The following is a 20,006-nucleotide window of genomic DNA, read 5'->3' as shown; positions in this document are numbered from 1 at the left end:
GTGGCTACCGCCGTCGAGAGCGTCACCGCGAAGCAGCACCGGCTGGGGCAGCTCCGTGAGTTCCTGATGAGCCGCCGGGCCCGGGTGAGCCCGGCCGAGGCGGGGCTGCCGGACGGCGGGCGCCGCCGGACCCCGGGGCTGCGCCGGGAGGAGGTGGCCGTCCTCGCGGGCGTCGGGGCCAGTTGGTACCAGTGGCTGGAGCAGGGCAGGGACATCACGGTCTCGCCGCAGGTGCTGGACTCGGTGGCGCGGGTGCTGCGGCTGAGCCCGGCGGAGCGGCGCCATCTGTACGTCCTGGCGGCGCTGAACCCGCCGGTCGCGGAGACCGCTCCGGAGGACCTGGACATGTGCGAGGGGCTGCGGCGGCTGATCGACGCGTGGACCCCGTTCCCCGCGCACATCATGGACGTCTACTGGAACACGGTCGTCCACAACGACGCGGCGGCGATCGTGCTGGGGATGCGGCCGGACGTCCCGCAGAACTGCCTGGCGAGCTTCTTCACCGATCCGCTGTACCGGACGCGGGCGGCGCACTGGGCGCGGAGCGCGCCGAAGGTCGTCGCCCAGTTCCGTTCGGCCTGCTCGGAGGCCCCGGAGGACGAGGGTTTCCGGGTGGTGGTCGAGGAGCTGAAGGAGCTGAGTCCGGAGTTCGCGGAGCTGTGGGAGCGGCAGGACGTCCGGCCGGGCGGCCAGAACCGCAAGGAGCTGGAGCATCCGCTGGCGGGCACCCTGATGATGGAGGCCACCCAGCTGCGGGTCCCGGCCCGGCCGGACCTGGTGATCGTGCTGCACACGCCGCTGCCGGAGGCGCACACGGCGGAGAAGCTGGAGTGGCTGGCGTCACCGGAGGGGCGCCGGGGGGCGATGTACCCGGTCGCGGGCTGATCCCCGGGGCGGACCTATGCTCAGGGGCATGACACTCAGCAGCGAGCACGGCGACCTCGGCGCCGAGGACTTGAAGATCATCACGCTGGCGCGCAGCGCCCGCGCCCGCAACGGCGTGCCCGAGGGCGCCGCGGTGCGCGACGAGACCGGCCGGACGTACGTGGCGGGGACCGTGGAGCTGGAGTCGCTCCGGCTGAGCGCGCTGCGGACCGCCGTCGCGATGGCGGTGGCCAGCGGGGCCCGGTCCCTGGAGGCGGCGGCCGTGGTGTCGAGCGCGTCGGCCGCGTCGGACGAGGACCGGGCGGCGGTCCGGGACCTCGGTGGCCCGGAGACCCCGGTGCTGCTCGCGGGTCCCGACGGACAGCTGCGCGCGGCGGTCACGGCGGGCTGAACGCGTCCCGTCCGGGCGCGGGTTCCCGCCGCGCGGGACGGCCGCGCGGACGGCCCGGCCCGGAGGCGGGGCCGTACGGCGAGAACAGGACACGGAGGGGCCCGGCGGTGTGCCGGGCCCCTCCGTCTTGTGTCCTTGTGAACGATCACGGTGTCTTCTCTTGCCTTCCCCGGCGGTCTGCGTCTCAATGAACACCGGTCCGCCCGACGGACCGTCAGATCTCTCGTCCTCCACGCAGTGTCCGCACCCCTGCGTTCGTCATCGGAAGGGGTTCGAACTCGCCATGAGAAGAAGAAGCACCACGGGGACCGTCGCGGTCCTCGCCGGGGGCCTCGCCGCCGCCGGACTCGCCTTCGCCCCGTCGGCCGCCGCCGTCTCGCCCGGCTCGGCCACGGCGACGTACGACTGCGGCAGCTGGGGCGGCGGCACCGCCACCCTCGCCGCGACCCAGCTCGGCACGTCCGCGAGCATCACCCTCACCTCGGGCATCACGACGCCGATCGCGGTCGGCGCCGACCAGATCAACGCGACGCTGACGATGGCCAAGGGCGGCGGTGGCACCCGGGTCTTCACCGGCAAGAAGAACCCGGCGCTCCCCGCCGGCGGGACGGTGAAGATCGGTCCGCTCACCGGGACCGTGGCCTCGGGCGACAGCCTCAACTCGTACTTCGCGGGTGTCGCCCTCAAGATGGTGATCTTCGGGGTCACGGTGAACTGCGACGCCGTGACCTCGCAGACGCCCGGCCCGTTCGTCTTCAGCTGAGCCCGCTCCGCCCCGGACCGGCGCCGCCCTCGGGCGGCGCCGGTCTCCGTCGCGCTCCGGCCCCGGCCGCCCCGCCGATGACCTGCGGAAAGACCCGACCGAGCCGATCTTGACAGTATCTGACGGCACATCAGTCGATGTTCCTCGCGTGCCTTGACTTCTCTTCACCGACGGCCGTCAATGGCGCCCACTCATTCCTCAGGAGGGGGCACACCATGGCACTCACCCGATCCCGGGCGGCCGTCCGAAGACGGCGCTGGACCGCCGTCCTCGGCGCCACCGCCCTCGCGTTCGCGGGCGGCGGCGCGCTCGCCGCCCCCGCCGGTGCGACCAGCAGTTCCGTGGAGGTGCAGTACCAGACCCGCTGCGTCCCGCCGCCGATCGCGGGCATCCCGCCCATCCAGGGCACCACCACCGCCCTCGTCTCGGTCGACAAGAGCAGCCCCAAGGTCGGCGACGTCGTGACCGTCACCTACACGATCACCAAGCCCGCCGCGTCCAACCCGGTCGACCTCGCCCTCCCGGCCGACATCATGACGCCCAGCGGCAAGGTCGTCCTCGGCGGCGCCCAGAGCGGCGCCCTCACCGTCACCGGCCCCAAGAAGAACCCGCCGGTCCCCGGCAAGGGCTCCTTCCCGGCCTTCTCCATGACCGGCACCTTCACGGTCACCCAGGCCGGAACGATCACCCTGTCTCCCGGCGACTACAACATCCACACCAGCTACCTCATGGAGCTGGACACCCCCTGTACCGTCCTCAACCCGCCCGCCCCGGTCTCCGACACGGTCACCGCGAGCCCGGTGACCAGCCCCAACACCCGGGCCCTCCAGCTGGAGACGCCCTCCGGCGCCCCCGGCGTCCGGGTCACCGTCAACGGCTCCCGGTTCACCCCGCTCACCGCCGTCACCGTCGTCGGCCGCGCCGGAGCGGCCGAGACCGCCGACCGGATGACCGTCACCACCGACAGCGAGGGCTCCTTCGCGGCCCGCCTCAAGGTCAACGACAAGGCGACCACCGGGATCGTGGCCTACGAGGGCGCCTCCTGGAACGCCGACAAGGGCGCGGGCCCGGCCGCCTACACCGTCGTCGACGACACCCCGCAGCCGCCGGGCAGCCAGCGGATCACCGCGTCCGTCACGGCGGGCGAACTGTCCATGACCCAGGCGGGCGACGCCGTCCAGCTCTCCGCCGTGGACTTCGGGCAGGGCGGCGCCGCCACCGGCAGCCTCCAGACCGTGACCGTCAAGGACTTCCGCGGCGGCCCCGCGGGCTGGTCCCTCACCGGCAAGGTCACCGACTTCACCGGCCCCGGCGGCTCCCTCGGCGCCGGGAACCTCAGCTGGACCCCGTCCTGCACCGCCAAGGAGGGCAGCCCCAGCACCTGCGCGGCCGGATCCGCCGGACCCGTCGGCAGCGGCGGCGCGACCCTCGCCTCCACCCCGAACGGCGCCCTCACGGGCGGCGAGTTCACCGTCGACGCGGGCCTCTCCCTCGACGTCCCGGCGTTCACCGCGCCCGGCTCGTACGCGGGCCTGCTCACGCTGACCCTGTCCTGACCGCACGGCGGGCCGGGCGCGCACCCGGCCGGTCCGCCGCCGATCCGCACCCCAGGGGGTTCCGCACCGTGCGCGTCGAACCGTACGTCCTCCGCGTCAAGCCGTACGCCCTCCTCCTGAGCGCCCTCCTCCTGCTCCTGGGCCTCGCGCCGGGCGCCGGGGCGGCGGAGAACGGCGAATGGGCGGTCTATCCGGCGGCTGCCCGGCCGGGCAGCCGCCCCTACTTCTTCCTCACCGTCGACCCGGGTGCCACCGTCACCGACCGGGTCACCGTCACCAACCGGACGGACGGCCCGCTGACCTTCCGGCTCTACGGCGCCGACGCCTACAACACCGACCGCGACGGCGGCTTCGCCGTCCGCACCCGGCAGGAGCGGCAGACCGGCGCCGGAGCCTGGATCACCCCGGAGCAGACCCGGATCACCGTCCCGCCCCGCTCCGCCGTCACCGTCCCCTACACGCTGACCGTCCCCGCCGACGCCGACCCCGGCGACCACCCCGGCGCCCTCGTCGCCCTCGACGAACGGATCGGCCCCGCCGCCGGGAGCGCCGTCGCCGTCGGCGTCCAGCGGGCCGTCGCCGCCCGCGTCTACCTCCGGGTCACCGGCCCGACCGTGCCCGCCCTCGCCGTCGAGGACATCACCCTCGACCAGGACCGGCCGCTGGTCCCCGGCACCCGCGAAAGCAGCGCCCTCGTCTCGTACACCCTGCACAACCGGGGCAACGTCACCCTCAGCCCCCAGGTCGCGCTCCGCGCCGAGGGGCTCTTCGGCCGCACCCTCCTCGCCCGCGGCCTGACCGGGGTCCCCGCCGAACTGCTGCCCCGCCAGAAGATCCGGCTCACCGCGCGGTGGACCGGCTCCCCCCAGTTCGACCGGGGGGACGTCACCCTCACCGCCACCGCGAAGGACGTGCGGGAGACCGGCACCGTCTCCTTCCTCGCCGTGCCCTGGACCGCCCTCCTCACCCTTCTCGCGGCGGGCGCCGCCACCGTCCTCGGCCTGCGGCTCCGCCGCCGCCGGACGGCCCGCCGGGACCCCCGTACGGACCCCGTGGGGGAGGCTCCGGTACCCGCGAGCGCGCACTGAGTGCGTACGGCGGGCGCTCATCGGGGACAATGGCCTCCATGAGCGCTCGCAACCAAGAATCCGAAGCCGTCCACCGGGCCGGCTTCGCCTGCTTCGTCGGCCGCCCCAACGCGGGCAAGTCCACCCTCACGAACGCTCTGGTCGGTCAGAAGGTGGCCATCACCTCGAACCGGCCGCAGACCACCCGGCACACCGTCCGGGGCATCGTGCACCGCCCCGAGGCCCAGCTGATCCTGGTCGACACCCCCGGGCTCCACAAGCCGCGCACCCTCCTCGGCGAGCGGCTCAACGACGTGGTGCGCGCCACCTGGGCCGAGGTCGACGTGATCGGCTTCTGCCTGCCCGCCGACCAGAAGCTCGGCCCCGGCGACCGGTTCATCGCCAAGGAACTCGCCGGGATCAAGAAGACCCCCAAGGTCGCGATCATCACCAAGACCGACCTGGTCGACTCCAAGACCCTCGCCGAACAGCTCATCGCGATCGACCAGCTCGGCAAGGAGCTGGGCTTCGAGTGGACGCAGATCGTGCCCGTCTCGGCCGTGGGCAACAAGCAGGTCCAGCTCGTCGCCGACCTGCTGATCCCGCTGCTCCCCGAGTCCCCGCCGCTCTACCCGGAGGGCGACCTCACCGACGAGCCGGAGCAGGTCATGGTCGCGGAGCTGATCCGCGAGGCCGCCCTCGAAGGCGTCCGGGACGAGCTGCCGCACTCGATCGCGGTGGTCGTCGAGGAGATGATCCCGCGCGAGAACCGCCCGGCGGACCGGCCGCTGCTCGACATCCACGCCAACGTGTACATCGAGCGCCCCAGCCAGAAGGGCATCATCATCGGCCCGAAGGGCAGCCGCCTCAAGGAGGTCGGCATGAAGTCCCGCAAGCACATCGAGGCGCTGCTCGGCACCCCCGTCTTCCTTGATCTGCACGTGAAGGTCGCCAAGGACTGGCAGCGCGACCCGAAGCAGCTGCGGAAGCTCGGCTTCTAGCGGCGGGCCCCGGAAGGGCCGCAGAGCACGACGAGGGCCGCGCCCGGGACTTCTCCCCGGACGCGGCCCCTTCTCGTACGGCGAGGCGGTGACGCGGTGACGCGGTGATGCGGTGATGCCGTGACGCGGCGACGCCGTGACGCCGTGACGCCGTCGTGCGGTGACGCCCGGCCGCCGTGCCGTCCGGTCCCGTCCCGTCCTACGGCTGGATCAGCGAGTCCTTGTAGTAGACCGACGCCGTGCGCGCGCCCGGGGTGTCCCCCGAGGCGAAGCCCATGCAGAGCCGGAACACCTCGGGCTCGGACGCCTTCGGGATCTGGACGGCCAGGCCCTCCGGCTCCCGGAACGGCAGCGTGTAGCCCGCCTTCGAGTGGAAGGTCCTGACGATCTGGCCGGTGTTCAGGTCCACCGAGGTGAGGTGGGTGTTGCCCACGCCCGGCGGAGAGATGACGATCTTGGGCGTGGACGGATCGCCGTCATGGTCCTGGGTGTAGCCGTACGAGTTCCCGTGAAGCATGTAAAGGAACTGGCCGGCCACCGCGTACCCCTGGAACGAGGGCTTCCCGTAGAGGTCGCGGTCGATCTGGAGCGCGGGCTCGGCGATCTCGGCCAGCGGGGCGCCGAAGTCGCCCGCCCGCGCCGCCGCCAGGTCGAAGATCCGGTAGCGCATCCCGTTCAGGCTGTAGCGGACCACCAGACGGCCGGTGAGCGGGTCGACGCCCGCGGTGTTGTTCACACTGCCGGGAACGGGGGTGAACTTCTGGAGCGAGGTGCTGGTGGCGTCCAGGGGCGTGTCGGAACCGGTGAACTTGAAGCGGCAGAGGCGTCGGCCCCGGCTCGTCCCCTCCACGGTGTCCTGGACGGCGTCGACCTCGGTCCACAGATAGGTGCCGCTCCCGGACGGCTCGACGCCGATGCCCACACCGTGGCCGAAGCCCCGCAGATACATGTGGCCCGTGAGGCTGGCGCTCCCGGCGCCCTCCGCCGTGTCGGGGCCCAGGGTCCACTCGGTGATCGCCAGATCGCCGTGGAGGTCGCGGGTGGCGGCGGGGACCGGTGCGGACTCCCCCGCGAGCTGGAGTCCGCCGCCGATGAGCTGGGCGAAGTAGAGACGCCGGTTGACGTTGTCGAAGCCGAGGGACTGGATGACCGTCCCCCGCCGCACGGCCTTCTCACGGAAGTAGGCCGGGCCGGTGTTGCCCTCGACCCGGATCAGTTTCGACGGCGGCAGCGCCAGGGCGGCGCCCGTCGCCCCGGCACGCGGTCCCGCCGCGCCCGCGGTTCCGGCGGCCGACCCGATCCCGGCGGCGGCCAGGGCGGCGACACCGCTCAACGAGAGGAAGTCGCGCCGGTTGAACTGACTGTCGTTCATGTGCGGTCCACTTTCGCGAGGTTGACGGAAGGGGCGCCATCCTCGCAGGACACGGACCCGCCTTCGAACTACAGGGCGAAACGGGGGTGTGGAACGGGGGTGCTCGGCTTCCGGTGGCCGCTCCGTGCGGAGCGGCCACCGGACACCGTCCCTCTCGGCTACGCGCCTTCCTTGAGGACCCTCGTGATGAGGGTCCGCTGCGCCTCCGTCAGCCGCGGGTCGCCGCAGTGGACCGTGCGGCCGTCGACGGCGATCTCGTACCGGAAGCCGTCCGGGACGCCCCGGCCGGTGTCGTCGCCGTCCGCGAGCACCCGGTCGGCGAGGGCGTGCCACTCGGCGGCGTCCGCCAGCGCCCCGGTGTCCACCTCCGCCGACCGCTCGATCCCCGCGAAACCGCCCGTGCGCCGCACTCGAATCCGCATGGGACCTGTGTACCAGCCGGATCAGTCGGACGGCAGCCCGACCGCGGACCAGGCCTTCAGGACGGCCTGGAGCTCCGTCCCGTCGCCGTACCGGGCGCGCGCCGCCGCCACGGTGGCCGCCGCGAACTCGGCGAACCGGTCCTCGGGGGTGAGGGTCCCGCCGGTCATCACGTCGTACCAGATCTGCCCGGCCCGCTCCCAGGCGTTGCCGCCCAGCTCGGTCGCGAGCAGGTAGAAGGCGTGGTTGGGGATGCCGGAGTTGATGTGGACACCGCCGTTGTCCCGGCTGGTGCGGACGTAGTGGTCCATGTGGCCGGGCTGCGGGTCCTTGCCGAGGACGTCGTCGTCGTACGCGGTGCCCGGCGCCTTCATGGAGCGCAGCGCCGTGCCGTGGTCGACTCCGGGGCCGAGCAGCCCCGCGCCGATCAGCCAGTCGGCCTGGGTCGCGCTCTGGCCGAGGGCGTGCTGCTTGACCAGGACGCCGAAGACGTCGGAGACGGACTCGTTGAGGGCGCCGGACTGGCCGTAGTACTCCAGGTTCGCGGTGTGCTGGGTGAAGCCGTGGGTGAGTTCGTGCCCGATGACGTCCACCGGGATGGTGAAGTCGAGGAAGAGGTCCCCGTCCCCGTCGCCGAACACCATCTGCTGGCCGTCCCAGAAGGCGTTGTTGTACCGCTGGCCGTAGTGGACGCTCGCGTGCAGGGGCAGCCCCGCCCCGTCCAGCGAGTCCCGTCCGTAGACCGCCCGGAAGAGGTCGAACGTGGCACCGAGACCGGCGTGGGCGCGGTTCACGGTCGCGTCGGGGCCGGGCGCGTCGCCCTCGCCGCGGACCTTCCTGCCGGGCAGGACCTCCTGGTGCCCGGCGTCGTAGATCGTGCGGTTCGGCTTCGCGGAGTCCGAGGGCGCCGGGGCGACCACGTCCCGGACACCGGTCACCCGGCGGCGGGTCCGCAGGGCGGCGTCGGCCTCCAGGGTGCGCAGGGCCGCGTCGTTCCCGTCCCGGGCCAGCTTGTCCAGGACGTGCGGCGGGATGATCGAGCAGAAGACGGGAGTGTGGGTCATCTCTGCAATGTGGCACTGCGTGACCCCGCTGTCACGGGCTGAGACGGGAATTGGCGAAATGGAGTGATGCGTCACTGTTGGGTCTTGACGTGGAGGCCGTCCCGCATACTGAAACGGGACGTCCGCCTCCGTCGTCCTCGGCTAGGCTGCGGGGCATCATGCGTTTCGGGCTGCTTCTCCTTAGCTGCCGCGGCGAGGGCCTGTAGTCGTAGGCCGACCCCCTCCCCGCGGGACCTGGTGTTGCGTTCGACAGTCGGCCTCCCCCGAGTCCCGTGAAGGGCAGGGGAACCCCTCCCGCTGTACCGAGGAGCCCAACGCGATGTCCCAGTCCCCCTTCGTCGGCCGTCCCACGCCCGTCACCAACGCGACGCGGCTGCAGAAGCCGTCCGGGATGCCGATCCACAAGTACGGCCGGTACGAGGCCGTCGAGATCCCCGACCGGACCTGGCCCGAGCAGCGGATCACCCGGGCTCCTCGCTGGCTCTCCACGGACCTGCGCGACGGCAACCAGGCGCTGATCGACCCGATGTCCCCGGCCCGCAAGCGCGAGATGTTCGACCTGCTGGTCCGCATGGGCTACAAGGAGATCGAGGTCGGATTCCCGTCCTCCGGCGAGACGGACTTCGCGTTCGTGCGCTCGATCATCGAAGAGGGCGCGATCCCGGACGACGTCACCATCTCCGTACTGACCCAGGCCCGCGAGGACCTGATCGAGCGGACCGTGGAGTCGCTGGTCGGCGCGAAGCGCGCCACCGTCCACCTGTACAACGCGACCGCGCCCACCTTCCGCCGGGTCGTCTTCCGCGGCTCGAAGGAGCAGATCAGGCAGATCGCGGTGGACGGCACGCGGCTGGTGATGGAGTACGCGGAGAAGCTGCTGGGCCCGGAGACGGTGTTCGGTTACCAGTACAGCCCCGAGATCTTCACCGACACCGAGCTGGACTTCGCGCTGGAGGTCTGCGAGGCGGTCTGTGACGTCTGGCAGCCGGGTCCGGGCCGGGAGATCATCCTCAACCTGCCCGCCACGGTGGAGCGTTCGACGCCGTCCACGCACGCGGACCGGTTCGAGTGGATGTCCCGGAACCTGACCCGCCGGGAGTACGTGTGCCTGTCGGTCCACCCGCACAACGACCGGGGCACGGCGGTCGCGGCGGCCGAGCTGGCGCTGATGGCGGGCGCCGACCGCGTCGAGGGCTGCCTGTTCGGGCAGGGCGAGCGGACCGGCAACGTGGACCTGGTGACCCTCGGGATGAACCTGTTCAGCCAGGGCGTGGACCCGCAGGTCGACTTCTCGCAGATCGACGAGATCCGCCGGACCAGCGAGTACTGCAACCAGATGGAGGTCCACCCGCGCCACCCCTACGCGGGCGACCTGGTCTACACCTCCTTCTCCGGCTCCCACCAGGACGCCATCAAGAAGGGCTTCGACGCGATGGAGGCCGACGCCGCCGCCGCGGGGAAGACGGTCGACGACATCGAGTGGGCGGTGCCGTACCTGCCCATCGACCCGAAGGACGTGGGCCGCTCCTACGAGGCGGTCATCCGGGTCAACTCGCAGTCCGGCAAGGGCGGCATCGCGTACGTCCTGAAGAACGACCACAAGCTGGACCTGCCCCGCCGGATGCAGATCGAGTTCTCCCGGATCATCCAGCAGATGACCGACAGCGAGGGCGGCGAGGTCACCCCGGCCGCGATCTGGGCGGTCTTCCAGGACGAGTACCTGCCCAACCCGGACAACGCCTGGGGCCGGGTGCAGCTCCGCTCCGGCCAGTCCACCTCGGACACCGACGGCACGGACACGCTGACCGTCGAGGCGGTCGTGGACGGTACGGAGACCGTGCTGACGGGCTCCGGCAACGGCCCGATCTCCGCGTTCTTCGCCGCGCTCCAGGCGGTCGGCGTCGACGCCCGGCTGCTGGACTACCAGGAGCACACGATGAGCGAGGGCGCGTCCGCGCAGGCCGCCTCGTACATCGAGTGCGCCATCGACGGCAAGGTCCTGTGGGGCATCGGCATCGACGCCAACACGACCCGCGCCTCCCTGAAGGCGGTCGTCTCGGCGGTCAACCGCTCCGCCCGCTGACGCTTCCCACCGTCGCCGCCCCGTGCCTCTCTGTGAGGCGCGGGGCCCCGGCGCGAGTGAAACGCGTCACAGTTTCAGCTTCGCTTAAGGTGAGTGATCCCTCTATGTCGGATTGACCGTCATATGAGGTGAGTTGACGGTAGATCAGGGAATGGCGGAAAGTCGGGGCGTCGCTCGGGCACACTCCCCACACATGTCCCGCACGAACCCCCCACGCGCCCCTTTCGCACCTCCCCTGAGCTGGAGTTCCGTATGCGCACGACCGCTGCCGTGGCCGCCGCCCTCGCGGTGACCGGTGCCGCCCTCAGCTGGGCCCCCGTCGCTTCCGCCACCACCACGACGGAGTGCGTGACGAATCCGCTCGGCATCGCCGGCCACTACGCCGAGTTCGTCGAGAAGGACTCCGTCCGGCACTCGGACTCCGAGGGCGCGGTCGCCGTCGGCGGCGACGCCACCTTCGGCGACCCCAAGCGGCCTTCTGGCTTCTCCATCGGCCACAAGCTGACCGGAGCGGACCTCGCCCGGCTGCCCGGCGGCCACAGCCTCGTCGTCGGCGGCACCCTGTACGCCAACCAGGTCGTCCTCGACAACGGCACCGGCATAGCGGCGAAGGTCGTCAACCGCTCCACGCCCGGCCAGGGCTTCGGCGTCGACGGCGACAAGGTCAAGGAAGGCCCCTCGCCGATCGACTTCGGCAAGGAGTTCACCGAACTGCGCGCCCTGTCCACCGGCTGGGCGGGCGTCAAGCCGAACGGCGAGGCCGCCGTGGACGGCAGGAGCCTCCTCCTGACCGGCACCGACGCCCGGCTCAACGTCTTCGCGGTGAGCGCCGCCGACCTGCAGAAGGCGGGCGAGATCTACGTGAAGGTGCCCACCGGCGCCTCCACCCTGGTGAACGTCGTCGGCGGCTCGTACGACATGCACACCCGCCCCACCTCCAGCGTCTGGCTCTGGGACGCGCAGGTGAAGAACTTCGTGATCGACGACTACGCCTCCGGCAGCGCGGACTTCAAGGAGGTCCGCTCCAAGCTGCTGTGGAACTTCCCGGAGGCCACGAGCGTGAAGAAGAACTACACCTCCTGGCCCGGCACGATCCTCGCCCCCCGCGCCGCCGTCTCCATGGGCAGCACGGCCTACGGCCCCGGTCACGTCAACGGCTCCGTCATCGCCGGGTCCCTCGACACCGTCCCCGGCGCCGAGACCCACCAGATGAACTTCACCGGCTGCCTCCCCAAGGAGACGAAGCCGGGCCCGGTCGTCACCCCGGAGACCCCGAAGCCCACCGAGACCACCGTCCCCACCCCGACGGCCACGCCCCCGGGCACCCCCTCGCCGACCCCCAGCGAGGGCGGCGGGACGCCGAGCGCCTCCGAGACCCCGGGCGGCTCCGCCTCCCCGTCGACCCCGGCCGGCCCCGGCGAGTCCACCACCGCCCCGGGCACGACGCCGACCCCGGCGCCGACCGCCACCCCGGAGGGTGATCTCGCCTCGACCGGTTCGGCCATCGGACCGGGCACGATCGCCGCCGCGGCGGCCGCCGTCCTCGTCGGCGGAGGCTTCCTGGCCTTCGCAAAGCGCCGCCGCCGCACCTCCTGAGCGGTGACGTGTCTCGGCCATCCGCACGACGAACTCCTGACGGGGTGCTGACGCCACAACGAGGATGTGGCTAACATCACGCCAACGCCGGCAGTGCAGCCGGGCCGTCGAGGAGGTGCGTGTGCGGTCTGCCCGGGATTCACGTGGTGGGAAAGTGGGCGTATGCGGGATCCGCACCTCCTGGAACACCGTCGGGGACGGTGAGTTCTTCTGCGAGGAGTGCGGAGGCGACCGCAACTACCGGCGGCGCACCGGCCGCCGCCGGTTCGCCGTCCTCGGAGTGCCGGTCCTGCCCCGGGGGTGTACGGGGCCGGTCGTCGAATGCGCCGCCTGCCACACGCACTTCGGCACGGAGGTGCTGGACTCCCCGACGACCGGCCGGTTCTCCGCGATGCTGCGGGACGCCGTGCACACCGTCGCCCTCGCCGTCCTCGCGGCGGGCGGCACCCACTCGCGCGAGGTCCTCGACCGGGCCGTGAGCGCGGTCAGGTCCGCCGGATTCGCCGAGTGCACGGCCGTTCAGCTCGTCGACCTCGTGGCGGCCCTGGAGGCCGACACCGGGCGCTTCATGCCCGAGGTGAACCCGGAGGGCGCGCTCCTCGCGATCGAGCTGCACGAGGCCCTGGAGCCGCTCACACCGCACCTGGCGCCCGCCGGGCGGGAGGCCCTGCTGCTCGGGGCCGCCCGGATCGCCCTCGCGGACGGGATCTACAGCCCGGCCGAGCAGGAGGTCCTGGGCACCGTGGGGAACGCGCTCGCGCTCGCCCCCGACGACGTCGCCCGGCTCCTCGCCTCGGCCCGCACCGTGTCCTGACCGGTGCCCCGGGCCCGTACGGGCCCATACGACGGCTCCGGCCCCCGGTCCCGCCCTCCCTCAGGAGGACGCGGCCGGGGGCCGGAGCCGTCGTGCGCACGGGACGGGTCCGCCGTGCGCGGAGGTCAGCCGATGGCGCCGCTGGCGCGCAGCATGTCCTCGCGCTCGACTATCTTCACGCGCTCGCGGCCCTGGGGCTCGCCCAGCGCCTTCTCGGCGGCGTCCAGGGCGTACCAGCCCTCCCACGTCGTGTACGTGAGGCCCCGGCCCTCCAGGAAGGACACGACCGCGTCCGGCTCGGGGGTGGCGGGGGCGAGCAGGCGCCCGTTCGCGAAGTCGTCCAGGAGGTTCGCCACGGTCTCGTTGGCGTCGCCCTTGGTGTGGCCGATGAGGCCGACGGGGCCGCGCCGGATCCAGCCCGTGACGTACGTGGAGGCCAGGTGCTCGCCGGTCTCCTCGATCACCCGGCCGCCCTGGTCGGGGACGGTGCCGCTGGCGGTGTCCCAGGGCAGCTTGGGCAGCTCGTCGGAGAGGTAGCCGACCGCGCGGTAGACCGCCCGGACGTCCCAGTCGGTGGTGGCGCCGGTGCCCTTCACGTTGCCCGTGCCGTCCAGTTCGGTGCGCTCGGTGCGCAGGCCGACGACCCGGCCGTCCTCGCCGAGGATCTCGACGGGCGACTCGAAGAAGTGCAGGAAGAGCTTGTGCGGGCGGTCGCCCGCGTCGCGGATCGCCCAGTTCTCCAGCGTCTTGGCGACCATGTCGGTCTGCTTGTTCTTGCGCCGCTCGGCGATCGAGCCCTCGTCGTAGTCGATGTCCTCGGGGTTGACGATGACCTCGATGTTCGGCGAGTGGTCCAGCTCGCGCAGCTCCATGGGGCTGAACTTGGCCTGGGCCGGGCCGCGACGGCCGAAGACGTGGATCTCGACGGCCTTGTTGGCCTTGAGTCCCTCGTGGACGTTGGCGGGGATCTCGGTCGGCAGCAGTTCCTCGGCGGTCTTGGCGAGGATGCGGGCGATGTCGAGGGCCACGTTGCCGACGCCGAGGACGGCGACCTTCTCGGCCTGGAGCGGCCAGGTGCGGGGGACGTCCGGGTGGCCGTCGTACCAGGAGGCGAAGTCGGCGGCGCCGTACGAGCCGTCCAGCTCCACGCCCGGGATGCTCAGCGGGCGGTCGGCCATCGCGCCGGTGGAGAAGACCACGGCGTCGTAGAAGGCGCGCAGGTCGTCCAGGTGCACGTCGGTGCCGTAGTCGATGTTGCCGAAGAGGCGGACCTGCGGCTTGTCGAGGACCTGGTGGAGGGCGGTGATGATGCCCTTGATGCGGGGGTGGTCGGGGGCGACGCCGTAGCGGATGAGGCCGAAGGGGGCGGGCATCCGCTCGAAGAGGTCGATGGACACACCCGGCTCTGCGGCGGCCTCGGACTTCAGCAGCGCATCGGCGGCGTAGATTCCGGCGGGGCCGGCGCCGACGATCGCGACCCGGAGGGGGCGGGGCATGAGTGGGTTCCCTTCGCAAACGACGTGGCGGCGAAGCCGCCGACACTTAGGTCACCCTAAATATCGCACGGCGCACGGCGGTACCCGCCCCCGGCCTATGGACCCATAAGGCGATCTTATGACTTACCCAAGGGTGACTAGGTTTCGGAGGGTCCGGGGGGTGGTGCGGGCCGGGCCCGCCGTCGCCCTTTCCGTCCGGCCGGAGTGCGGTTGGAGCGCGCCCGGAGGGCCGCCGGGAACGCGGCCGGAGCGCGGTCGGGGCCGGGTCCGCGCCCGGCCCGCGCCTGTTCCGCGTCCGTTCCGCGTCCGTTCGAAAAGCGCGTGGATTTTCCGCGTCCCATTCGATTTCCCGCACCGCATTCCACCACGGCTTTCGAATTGACCGATCGAACAGGGCAACTTCCCTGACTCCTACGGCACTTGCGTGACCTGCGGGTCTGTTGATTCCGCGGATGCGGTTCCGCTCTGGTGAGGCGAAGCGGGAAATGGATTCAGAAAGGCATACGTTGGTGGAAGGAGACACGGAGAAGGCGCCCACGGGGAGGAGAACCGGTCATGACACTGCCCATCGGGTCGTACGTCGTGGAGATCCGCACAGGGCGGGTCGGAAGGGTCATGGGCCACGAGGGCCCCTATGTCCAGGTCCGCCCGCTGGGCGGCGGACGCGAATGGGACGTCGAGCCCGAAGGGGTGCGGGAGGCCACCTCCGCCGAGCGGATCAGCGCGGCCACCGCGCACGCGAACGCGCGGAGCCGGGGCGAGGTGTCCTGACCGGACGCGGGCCGGACGCCCGGGACCGGCGCGGCGGAGACGGAAGCGCCCTGACCCGGGCGCGGACCCTGACCCGGGCGCGGACCCTGACCCGGGCGCGGACCCTGACCCGGGCGTGGACCCGGACCCGGGCGGGCGCGGGCGGGCGCCGGGCGTTGGACCCGGGCGGGCGCGGGCGTACGGGCCCCCGGCACCGGCACCCGTCCCCGTACGGGGGTCCGTACGGCCCCCGGCACCGGCATCCCTCCCCGTACGGACCGGCACCCTCCCCGTACGGACGGAGAACCCGCCGCCCCCGGTCCCGGCACCCCCCTCCCGTACGCGAGAATGGCCCCATGAGTCTGTTCCGCGACGACGGCATCGTGCTGCGCACCCAGAAGCTGGGCGAAGCGGACCGCATCATCACCCTCCTCACCCGTGGCCACGGACGCGTACGGGCCGTGGCCCGGGGCGTCCGGCGGACCAAGTCCAAGTTCGGCGCGCGGCTCGAACCGTTCTCCCACGTCGACGTGCAGTTCTTCGCCCGGGGGAGCGAACTCCTCGGACGCACCCTGCCGCTCTGCACCCAGAGCGAGACCATCGCCCCCTACGGCGGCGGCATCGTCACCGACTACGCCCGCTACACCGCCGGTACCGCCATGCTGGAGACGGCCGAACGCTTCACCGACCACGAGGGCGAACCCGCCGTCCAGCAGTACCTGCTGCTCGTCGGCGGACTGCGGACCCTCGCCCGGGGCGAGCACGCCCCCCACCTCGTCCTCGACGCCTTCCTGCTCCGCTCCCTCGCCGTGAACGGCTACGCGCCCAGCTTCGAGGACTGCGCCCGCTGCGGGCTCGACGGCCCCAACCGGTTCTTCTCGGTCGCCGCGGGCGGAGTCGTCTGCGGCGACTGCCGGGTCCCGGGAAGCGTCGTACCCTCTGCGGAGGCCATCGGCCTGCTCAGCGCGCTGCTCACGGGCGACTGGGCGACTGCGGACGCGTGCGAGCCGCGTCACGTCAGGGAGGGCAGCGGGCTGGTGTCCGCCTATCTGCACTGGCACCTGGAGCGCGGCCTGCGCTCCCTGCGGTACGTAGAGAAGAGCTAGGAGATCCATCGCCATGGCCATCGCACGACGCGGAATCCTCGGACGGCAGCGCCGCGAGTACAAGCTCCCCGAGCCGCACCCGTCCGGCGCCCGCCCGCCGAAGCTCCCGTCGGAGCTGGTGCCGAACCACATCGCCTGTGTGATGGACGGCAACGGCCGCTGGGCCAAGGAGCGCGGTCTGCCCCGCACCGAGGGCCACAAGATCGGCGAGGGCGTCGTCCTCGACGTGCTCAAGGGCTGCCTGGAGATGGGCGTCAAGAACCTCTCCCTCTACGCCTTCTCCACCGAGAACTGGAAGCGGTCGCCCGACGAGGTCCGCTTCCTGATGAACTTCAACCGGGACGTCATCGGCCGCCGCCGCGACGAGATGAACGAACTGGGCATCCGCATCCGCTGGGTCGGCCGGATGCCCAAGATGTGGAAGTCGGTCGTCCAGGAGCTCCAGGTCGCCCAGGAGCAGACCGTCGACAACGACGCCATGACCCTGTACTTCTGCCTCAACTACGGCGGTCGCGCCGAGATCGCCGACGCGGCCAAGAAGCTCGCGGAGGACGTCGCCACGGGCAGGCTGGACCCGTCGAAGGTCAACGAGAAGACCTTCCAGAAGTACCTGTACTACCCGGACATGCCGGACGTGGACCTCTTCCTGCGCCCCAGCGGCGAGCAGCGCACCTCCAACTACCTGATCTGGCAGAGCAGCTACGCCGAGATGATCTTCCAGGACGTGCTGTGGCCCGACTTCGACCGCCGCGACCTGTGGCGCGCCTGTGTCGAGTACGCCTCCCGCGACCGGCGTTTCGGCGGGGTGGACCCGGCCGACCTGGCCGTCCTCGACAAGGCCTGACCGCCCCGGCCGGGCCACCGCCGGGCCCGGTTACGATCACCGCCGTGAGCGAAGCGACCGGCGACACCCCGGGGGACGGGCTCGAACTCGTCTACCCGCCCCTGTACGAAGACGTGAGCGAGGCCGTACGGATCAGGCTGCGGGCCGCCCCCTGGTGGCGGGCGCTGCGCTGGATGGCCCGCGGGGCCTGCGGGCTCGCCCTCGTGATCGCGGCCCTGGCCCTGCTGCCGCCCGACCGGGAGCCGCGTACCGCGGCCCTGTTCGCCGGGCTCGGTCTCGTCGCCGTCCTCGCGGCGGAGCTGGTTCCCGTGACGACCGCCCGGAGCGTCTTCCGGGCGGTGCGCGACCAGGGCGAGGGCCGGGCCCTGGTCGACGAGGACGGCGGGCGGTGGATCACCCGTGACACCGACACCGCCATCCGCTGGCCGATGCTGCCCCGGTACGTGGAGACGCCCCGGCTCTTCGTGCTCCTCACCGCCCGGGGGGCCTCCACCGGCTTCGCCTACCTGCCCAAGAGCGGGCTCGCCGGTCCGGCCGACGCCGACCGGCTGCGGGCACTCCTGGACCGGCACCTCACCCGCCTCTGACGGGGGACGCGCGAAGGGCCCGTACCGACCCCGGTACGGGCCCCGACTACGTCAGGTCACTTCCGCGCGCACTCCGCGCAGGTGCCGAAGATCTCCACGGTGTGCGCCACGTTCACGAAGCCGTGCTCCGAGGCGATCGTCTCGGCCCACTGCTCCACCATCGGTCCCTCCACCTCCACGGCCTTGCCGCAGACGCGGCAGACCAGGTGGTGGTGGTGGTCGCCGGTCGAGCAGCGGCGGTAGACCGTCTCGCCCTCGCTGGTCCGCAGCGCGTCGACCTCGCCCGCGTCCGCGAGGGACTGGAGGGTGCGGTAGACGGTGGTGAGGCCGACCGAGTCGCCACGGTGCTTGAGCATGTCGTGCAGCTCCTGGGCGCTGCGGAACTCGTCCACTTCGTTGAGCGCGGCCGAGACGGCGGCCCGCTGTTTGGTCGAGCGGCCTCGTACGGGGGGTCCTGCCGTCACCACGGGGGCCTCCTTGAATCCTTGTCTGCCCCCGCCATTCTGCCAGCACCCCGGCCCCCCGGGATCTGAGTGATCAGACCTTGACGTCGTCCGTCGGCCGCCGGGTCGCCGGAACCGGTACGTCGCAGCCCGCCGCGGCCTCCTCGGCGGCCCGTGCCCGCCGTTTGGCCAGCGGCGTGGCGAGCAGCGTCAGGAGGACGAAGACCCCGATCGCGTACAGCACGATCGTCGCGCCGGGCGGCACGTCCTGGTAGTACGAGGTGACCGTGCCCGTCAGGGTGACCACGACACCGGTCGCCACCGAGAGGACGAAGGTCGCGCGGAACGACTTCGTCAGCTGCTGGGCCGCCGCCACCGGCACCACCATGAGGGCGCTGACCAGGAGCAGGCCCACGACCCGCATGGCGACCGTGACGGTCACCGCGGCGGTGACCGCGATCAGCAGGTTCAGGGCGCGCACCGGCAGCCCGGTGACCCGGGCGAACTCCTCGTCCTGGCTGACCGCGAAGAGCTGGCGGCGCAGGCCGACGGTGACCAGGACGACGAAGGCGGCGAGGACCGCGATCGCGGTGATGTCCTCGGGGGACACCGTGGAGAGCGAGCCGAAGAGGTACGAACTGAGATTGGCGTTGGAGCCGGTCGGCGACAGGTTGATCAGCAGCACGCCGCCGGCCATGCCGCCGTAGAAGAGCAGCGCGAGCGCGAGGTCGCCGCGGGTCTTCCCGTACGCCCTGATCAGCTCCATCGCCACCGAACCGACGACGGCGACCAGGGTCGCCATCCAGACGGGGCTGGAGTTGAGGAGGAAGCCGAGGCCGACTCCGGTCATGGCGACATGGCCGATGCCGTCGCCCATCAGCGCCTGGCGGCGCTGTACGAGGTAGAGGCCGACGGCGGGGGCGGTGATGCCGACGAGCACGGCGGCGAGCAGCGCCCGCTGCATGAAGGCCGGTTCGAGGAATTCCATGGTCAGGTCAGCAGTCCCGTGCGGAGCGGCTCACCGGCCGCGTGCGGATGTACGTGGTCGTGGCCGGGCAGGGCGTGCTGTCCGACGGCCTCCGGCGGCGGGCCGTCGTGGACGACACAGCCGTCGCGCAGGACGACCGCCCGGTCGATCAGCGGCTCCAGGGGGCCCAGCTCGTGCAGGACGAGGAGGACCGTGGTGCCGCCCGCGACCTGTTCGCGCAGGGTCGCGGCGAGGATCTCCTGGCTGGCGAGGTCCACGCCCGCCATCGGCTCGTCCATGATCAGCAGTTCGGGCTCGGAGGCGAGCGCGCGGGCGATCAGGACCCGCTGGTGCTGGCCGCCGGAGAGCGCGGAGACGGAGTCCCGGGCGCGGTCGGCGAGGCCGACCAGTTCGATGGCCCGGTCGACGGCGGCGCGGTCGGCCCGGCCCGGCGGGCCGAACCTGCGGCGGGAGAGGCGGCCGGAGGCGACGACCTCGCGGATCGTGGCGGGGACACCGCCCGCGGCCGTGGTGCGCTGCGGCACGTAGCCGACCCGGGCCCAGTCGCGGAACCGCTTCCGGTCGGTGCCGAACAGTTCGATCGTGCCGCCGGTCAGCGGCACCTGGCCGATGACCGCGCGGACGGCGGTGGACTTGCCGGAGCCGTTGGCGCCGAGCAGGGCGACGACCTCGCCGCGGTGCACGGTGAGGTCGACGCCGCGCAGCACGGGCCGGGCGCCGAGGGCCGCGGAGGCTCCGCGGACGGAGATGACGGGTTCCGCGTCCATGGCGGACACCTCC

At 72.2% G+C, this 20,006-nt stretch carries 20 protein-coding genes; 13 read left to right on the top strand and 7 right to left on the bottom strand.

Features of this window, described 5'->3' with window-relative positions:
• From ACFXGN_RS18585 to era, 6 genes are all read left to right on the top strand, one after another.
• The gene (locus ACFXGN_RS18585; protein ID WP_384860105.1) at positions 1 to 885 is read left to right on the top strand and encodes a helix-turn-helix transcriptional regulator; all 885 of its coding nucleotides are present in this window, start codon (positions 1 to 3) and stop codon (positions 883 to 885) included.
• 28 nt (positions 886 to 913) lie between these two features.
• Positions 914 to 1,276 (top strand): cytidine deaminase, encoded by a 363-nt coding sequence (locus tag ACFXGN_RS18580; protein WP_384860102.1) that lies wholly within the window; start codon positions 914 to 916, stop codon positions 1,274 to 1,276.
• Positions 1,277 to 1,559: 283 nt separating this feature from the next.
• On the top strand, positions 1,560 to 2,039 hold the full coding sequence (locus ACFXGN_RS18575) for a hypothetical protein (RefSeq protein ID WP_384860100.1): 480 nt from the start codon (positions 1,560 to 1,562) through the stop codon (positions 2,037 to 2,039).
• A 215-nt stretch (positions 2,040 to 2,254) separates the two neighbouring features.
• Positions 2,255 to 3,595: a beta-xylosidase gene (locus tag ACFXGN_RS18570; protein WP_384860099.1), complete on the top strand. Its 1,341-nt coding sequence runs from the start codon at positions 2,255 to 2,257 to the stop codon at positions 3,593 to 3,595.
• Positions 3,596 to 3,663: 68 nt separating this feature from the next.
• Positions 3,664 to 4,683: a WxL protein peptidoglycan domain-containing protein gene (locus ACFXGN_RS18565; RefSeq protein WP_384860096.1), complete on the top strand. Its 1,020-nt coding sequence runs from the start codon at positions 3,664 to 3,666 to the stop codon at positions 4,681 to 4,683.
• Positions 4,684 to 4,712: 29 nt separating this feature from the next.
• Entirely contained in the window at positions 4,713 to 5,663 is a 951-nt protein-coding gene (gene era / locus ACFXGN_RS18560) for a GTPase Era (protein ID WP_384860094.1), read from the top strand.
• A gap of 199 nt (positions 5,664 to 5,862) precedes the next feature.
• Here era and ACFXGN_RS18555 read toward each other — a convergent pair whose 3' ends face one another.
• The 3 genes from ACFXGN_RS18555 to ACFXGN_RS18545 all read right to left on the bottom strand — a co-directional run bounded on the left by ACFXGN_RS18555 (position 5,863) and on the right by ACFXGN_RS18545 (position 8,519).
• The gene (locus ACFXGN_RS18555) at positions 5,863 to 7,035 is read right to left on the bottom strand and encodes a teichoic acid biosynthesis protein C (RefSeq protein WP_384860091.1); all 1,173 of its coding nucleotides are present in this window, start codon (positions 7,033 to 7,035) and stop codon (positions 5,863 to 5,865) included.
• Positions 7,036 to 7,193: 158 nt separating this feature from the next.
• Positions 7,194 to 7,457 (bottom strand): protealysin inhibitor emfourin, encoded by a 264-nt coding sequence (locus tag ACFXGN_RS18550; protein WP_384860088.1) that lies wholly within the window; start codon positions 7,455 to 7,457, stop codon positions 7,194 to 7,196.
• Between the two features lie 21 nt (positions 7,458 to 7,478).
• Entirely contained in the window at positions 7,479 to 8,519 is a 1,041-nt protein-coding gene (locus tag ACFXGN_RS18545) for a M4 family metallopeptidase (RefSeq protein WP_384860086.1), read from the bottom strand.
• 319 nt (positions 8,520 to 8,838) lie between these two features.
• Here ACFXGN_RS18545 and leuA point away from each other — a divergent pair, with 319 nt between their 5' ends.
• The 3 genes from leuA (at position 8,839) to ACFXGN_RS18530 (ending at position 13,012) form a co-directional block, all read left to right on the top strand.
• Positions 8,839 to 10,602, top strand: a complete 1,764-nt coding sequence (gene leuA / locus ACFXGN_RS18540; protein WP_384860084.1) for a 2-isopropylmalate synthase — start codon at positions 8,839 to 8,841, stop codon at positions 10,600 to 10,602.
• Between the two features lie 252 nt (positions 10,603 to 10,854).
• Entirely contained in the window at positions 10,855 to 12,198 is a 1,344-nt protein-coding gene (locus ACFXGN_RS18535; RefSeq protein WP_384860080.1) for a choice-of-anchor A family protein, read from the top strand.
• A 121-nt stretch (positions 12,199 to 12,319) separates the two neighbouring features.
• A complete protein-coding gene (locus tag ACFXGN_RS18530; RefSeq protein WP_384860078.1) occupies positions 12,320 to 13,012 on the top strand; it encodes a TerB family tellurite resistance protein in 693 nt (230 codons plus the stop codon).
• A 125-nt stretch (positions 13,013 to 13,137) separates the two neighbouring features.
• On the opposite strand, the gene ACFXGN_RS18525 is transcribed toward ACFXGN_RS18530, so the two are convergent.
• Positions 13,138 to 14,508, bottom strand: a complete 1,371-nt coding sequence (locus ACFXGN_RS18525; RefSeq protein WP_384860075.1) for an FAD-dependent oxidoreductase — start codon at positions 14,506 to 14,508, stop codon at positions 13,138 to 13,140.
• A gap of 555 nt (positions 14,509 to 15,063) precedes the next feature.
• Between ACFXGN_RS18525 and ACFXGN_RS18520 the strand changes: the two genes are divergently transcribed.
• The 4 genes from ACFXGN_RS18520 to ACFXGN_RS18505 all read left to right on the top strand — a co-directional run bounded on the left by ACFXGN_RS18520 (position 15,064) and on the right by ACFXGN_RS18505 (position 17,795).
• On the top strand, positions 15,064 to 15,279 hold the full coding sequence (locus ACFXGN_RS18520; RefSeq protein ID WP_351789314.1) for a hypothetical protein: 216 nt from the start codon (positions 15,064 to 15,066) through the stop codon (positions 15,277 to 15,279).
• 335 nt (positions 15,280 to 15,614) lie between these two features.
• Complete coding sequence (recO, locus tag ACFXGN_RS18515; protein WP_384860072.1) at positions 15,615 to 16,364, top strand: DNA repair protein RecO; 750 nt, start codon at positions 15,615 to 15,617, stop codon at positions 16,362 to 16,364.
• A gap of 19 nt (positions 16,365 to 16,383) precedes the next feature.
• The gene (locus ACFXGN_RS18510) at positions 16,384 to 17,208 is read left to right on the top strand and encodes an isoprenyl transferase (RefSeq protein ID WP_384860388.1); all 825 of its coding nucleotides are present in this window, start codon (positions 16,384 to 16,386) and stop codon (positions 17,206 to 17,208) included.
• A 44-nt stretch (positions 17,209 to 17,252) separates the two neighbouring features.
• The gene (locus tag ACFXGN_RS18505) at positions 17,253 to 17,795 is read left to right on the top strand and encodes a YcxB family protein (RefSeq protein WP_384860069.1); all 543 of its coding nucleotides are present in this window, start codon (positions 17,253 to 17,255) and stop codon (positions 17,793 to 17,795) included.
• A gap of 56 nt (positions 17,796 to 17,851) precedes the next feature.
• On the opposite strand, the gene ACFXGN_RS18500 is transcribed toward ACFXGN_RS18505, so the two are convergent.
• From ACFXGN_RS18500 to ACFXGN_RS18490, 3 genes are all read right to left on the bottom strand, one after another.
• Positions 17,852 to 18,262: a Fur family transcriptional regulator gene (locus ACFXGN_RS18500; protein WP_384860066.1), complete on the bottom strand. Its 411-nt coding sequence runs from the start codon at positions 18,260 to 18,262 to the stop codon at positions 17,852 to 17,854.
• A 70-nt stretch (positions 18,263 to 18,332) separates the two neighbouring features.
• Entirely contained in the window at positions 18,333 to 19,226 is an 894-nt protein-coding gene (locus ACFXGN_RS18495) for a metal ABC transporter permease (RefSeq protein ID WP_384860063.1), read from the bottom strand.
• Positions 19,227 to 19,228: 2 nt separating this feature from the next.
• Complete coding sequence (locus ACFXGN_RS18490; protein WP_384860060.1) at positions 19,229 to 19,993, bottom strand: metal ABC transporter ATP-binding protein; 765 nt, start codon at positions 19,991 to 19,993, stop codon at positions 19,229 to 19,231.
• Between the last annotated feature and the right edge of the window lie 13 nt (positions 19,994 to 20,006).

Source organism: Streptomyces sp. NPDC059247, assembly GCF_042754005.1.
GTDB lineage: Bacteria > Actinomycetota > Actinomycetes > Streptomycetales > Streptomycetaceae > Streptomyces.
Note: the sequence above shows the minus strand (reverse complement) of the source record. Positions and strands in the feature narration are given on the sequence as shown.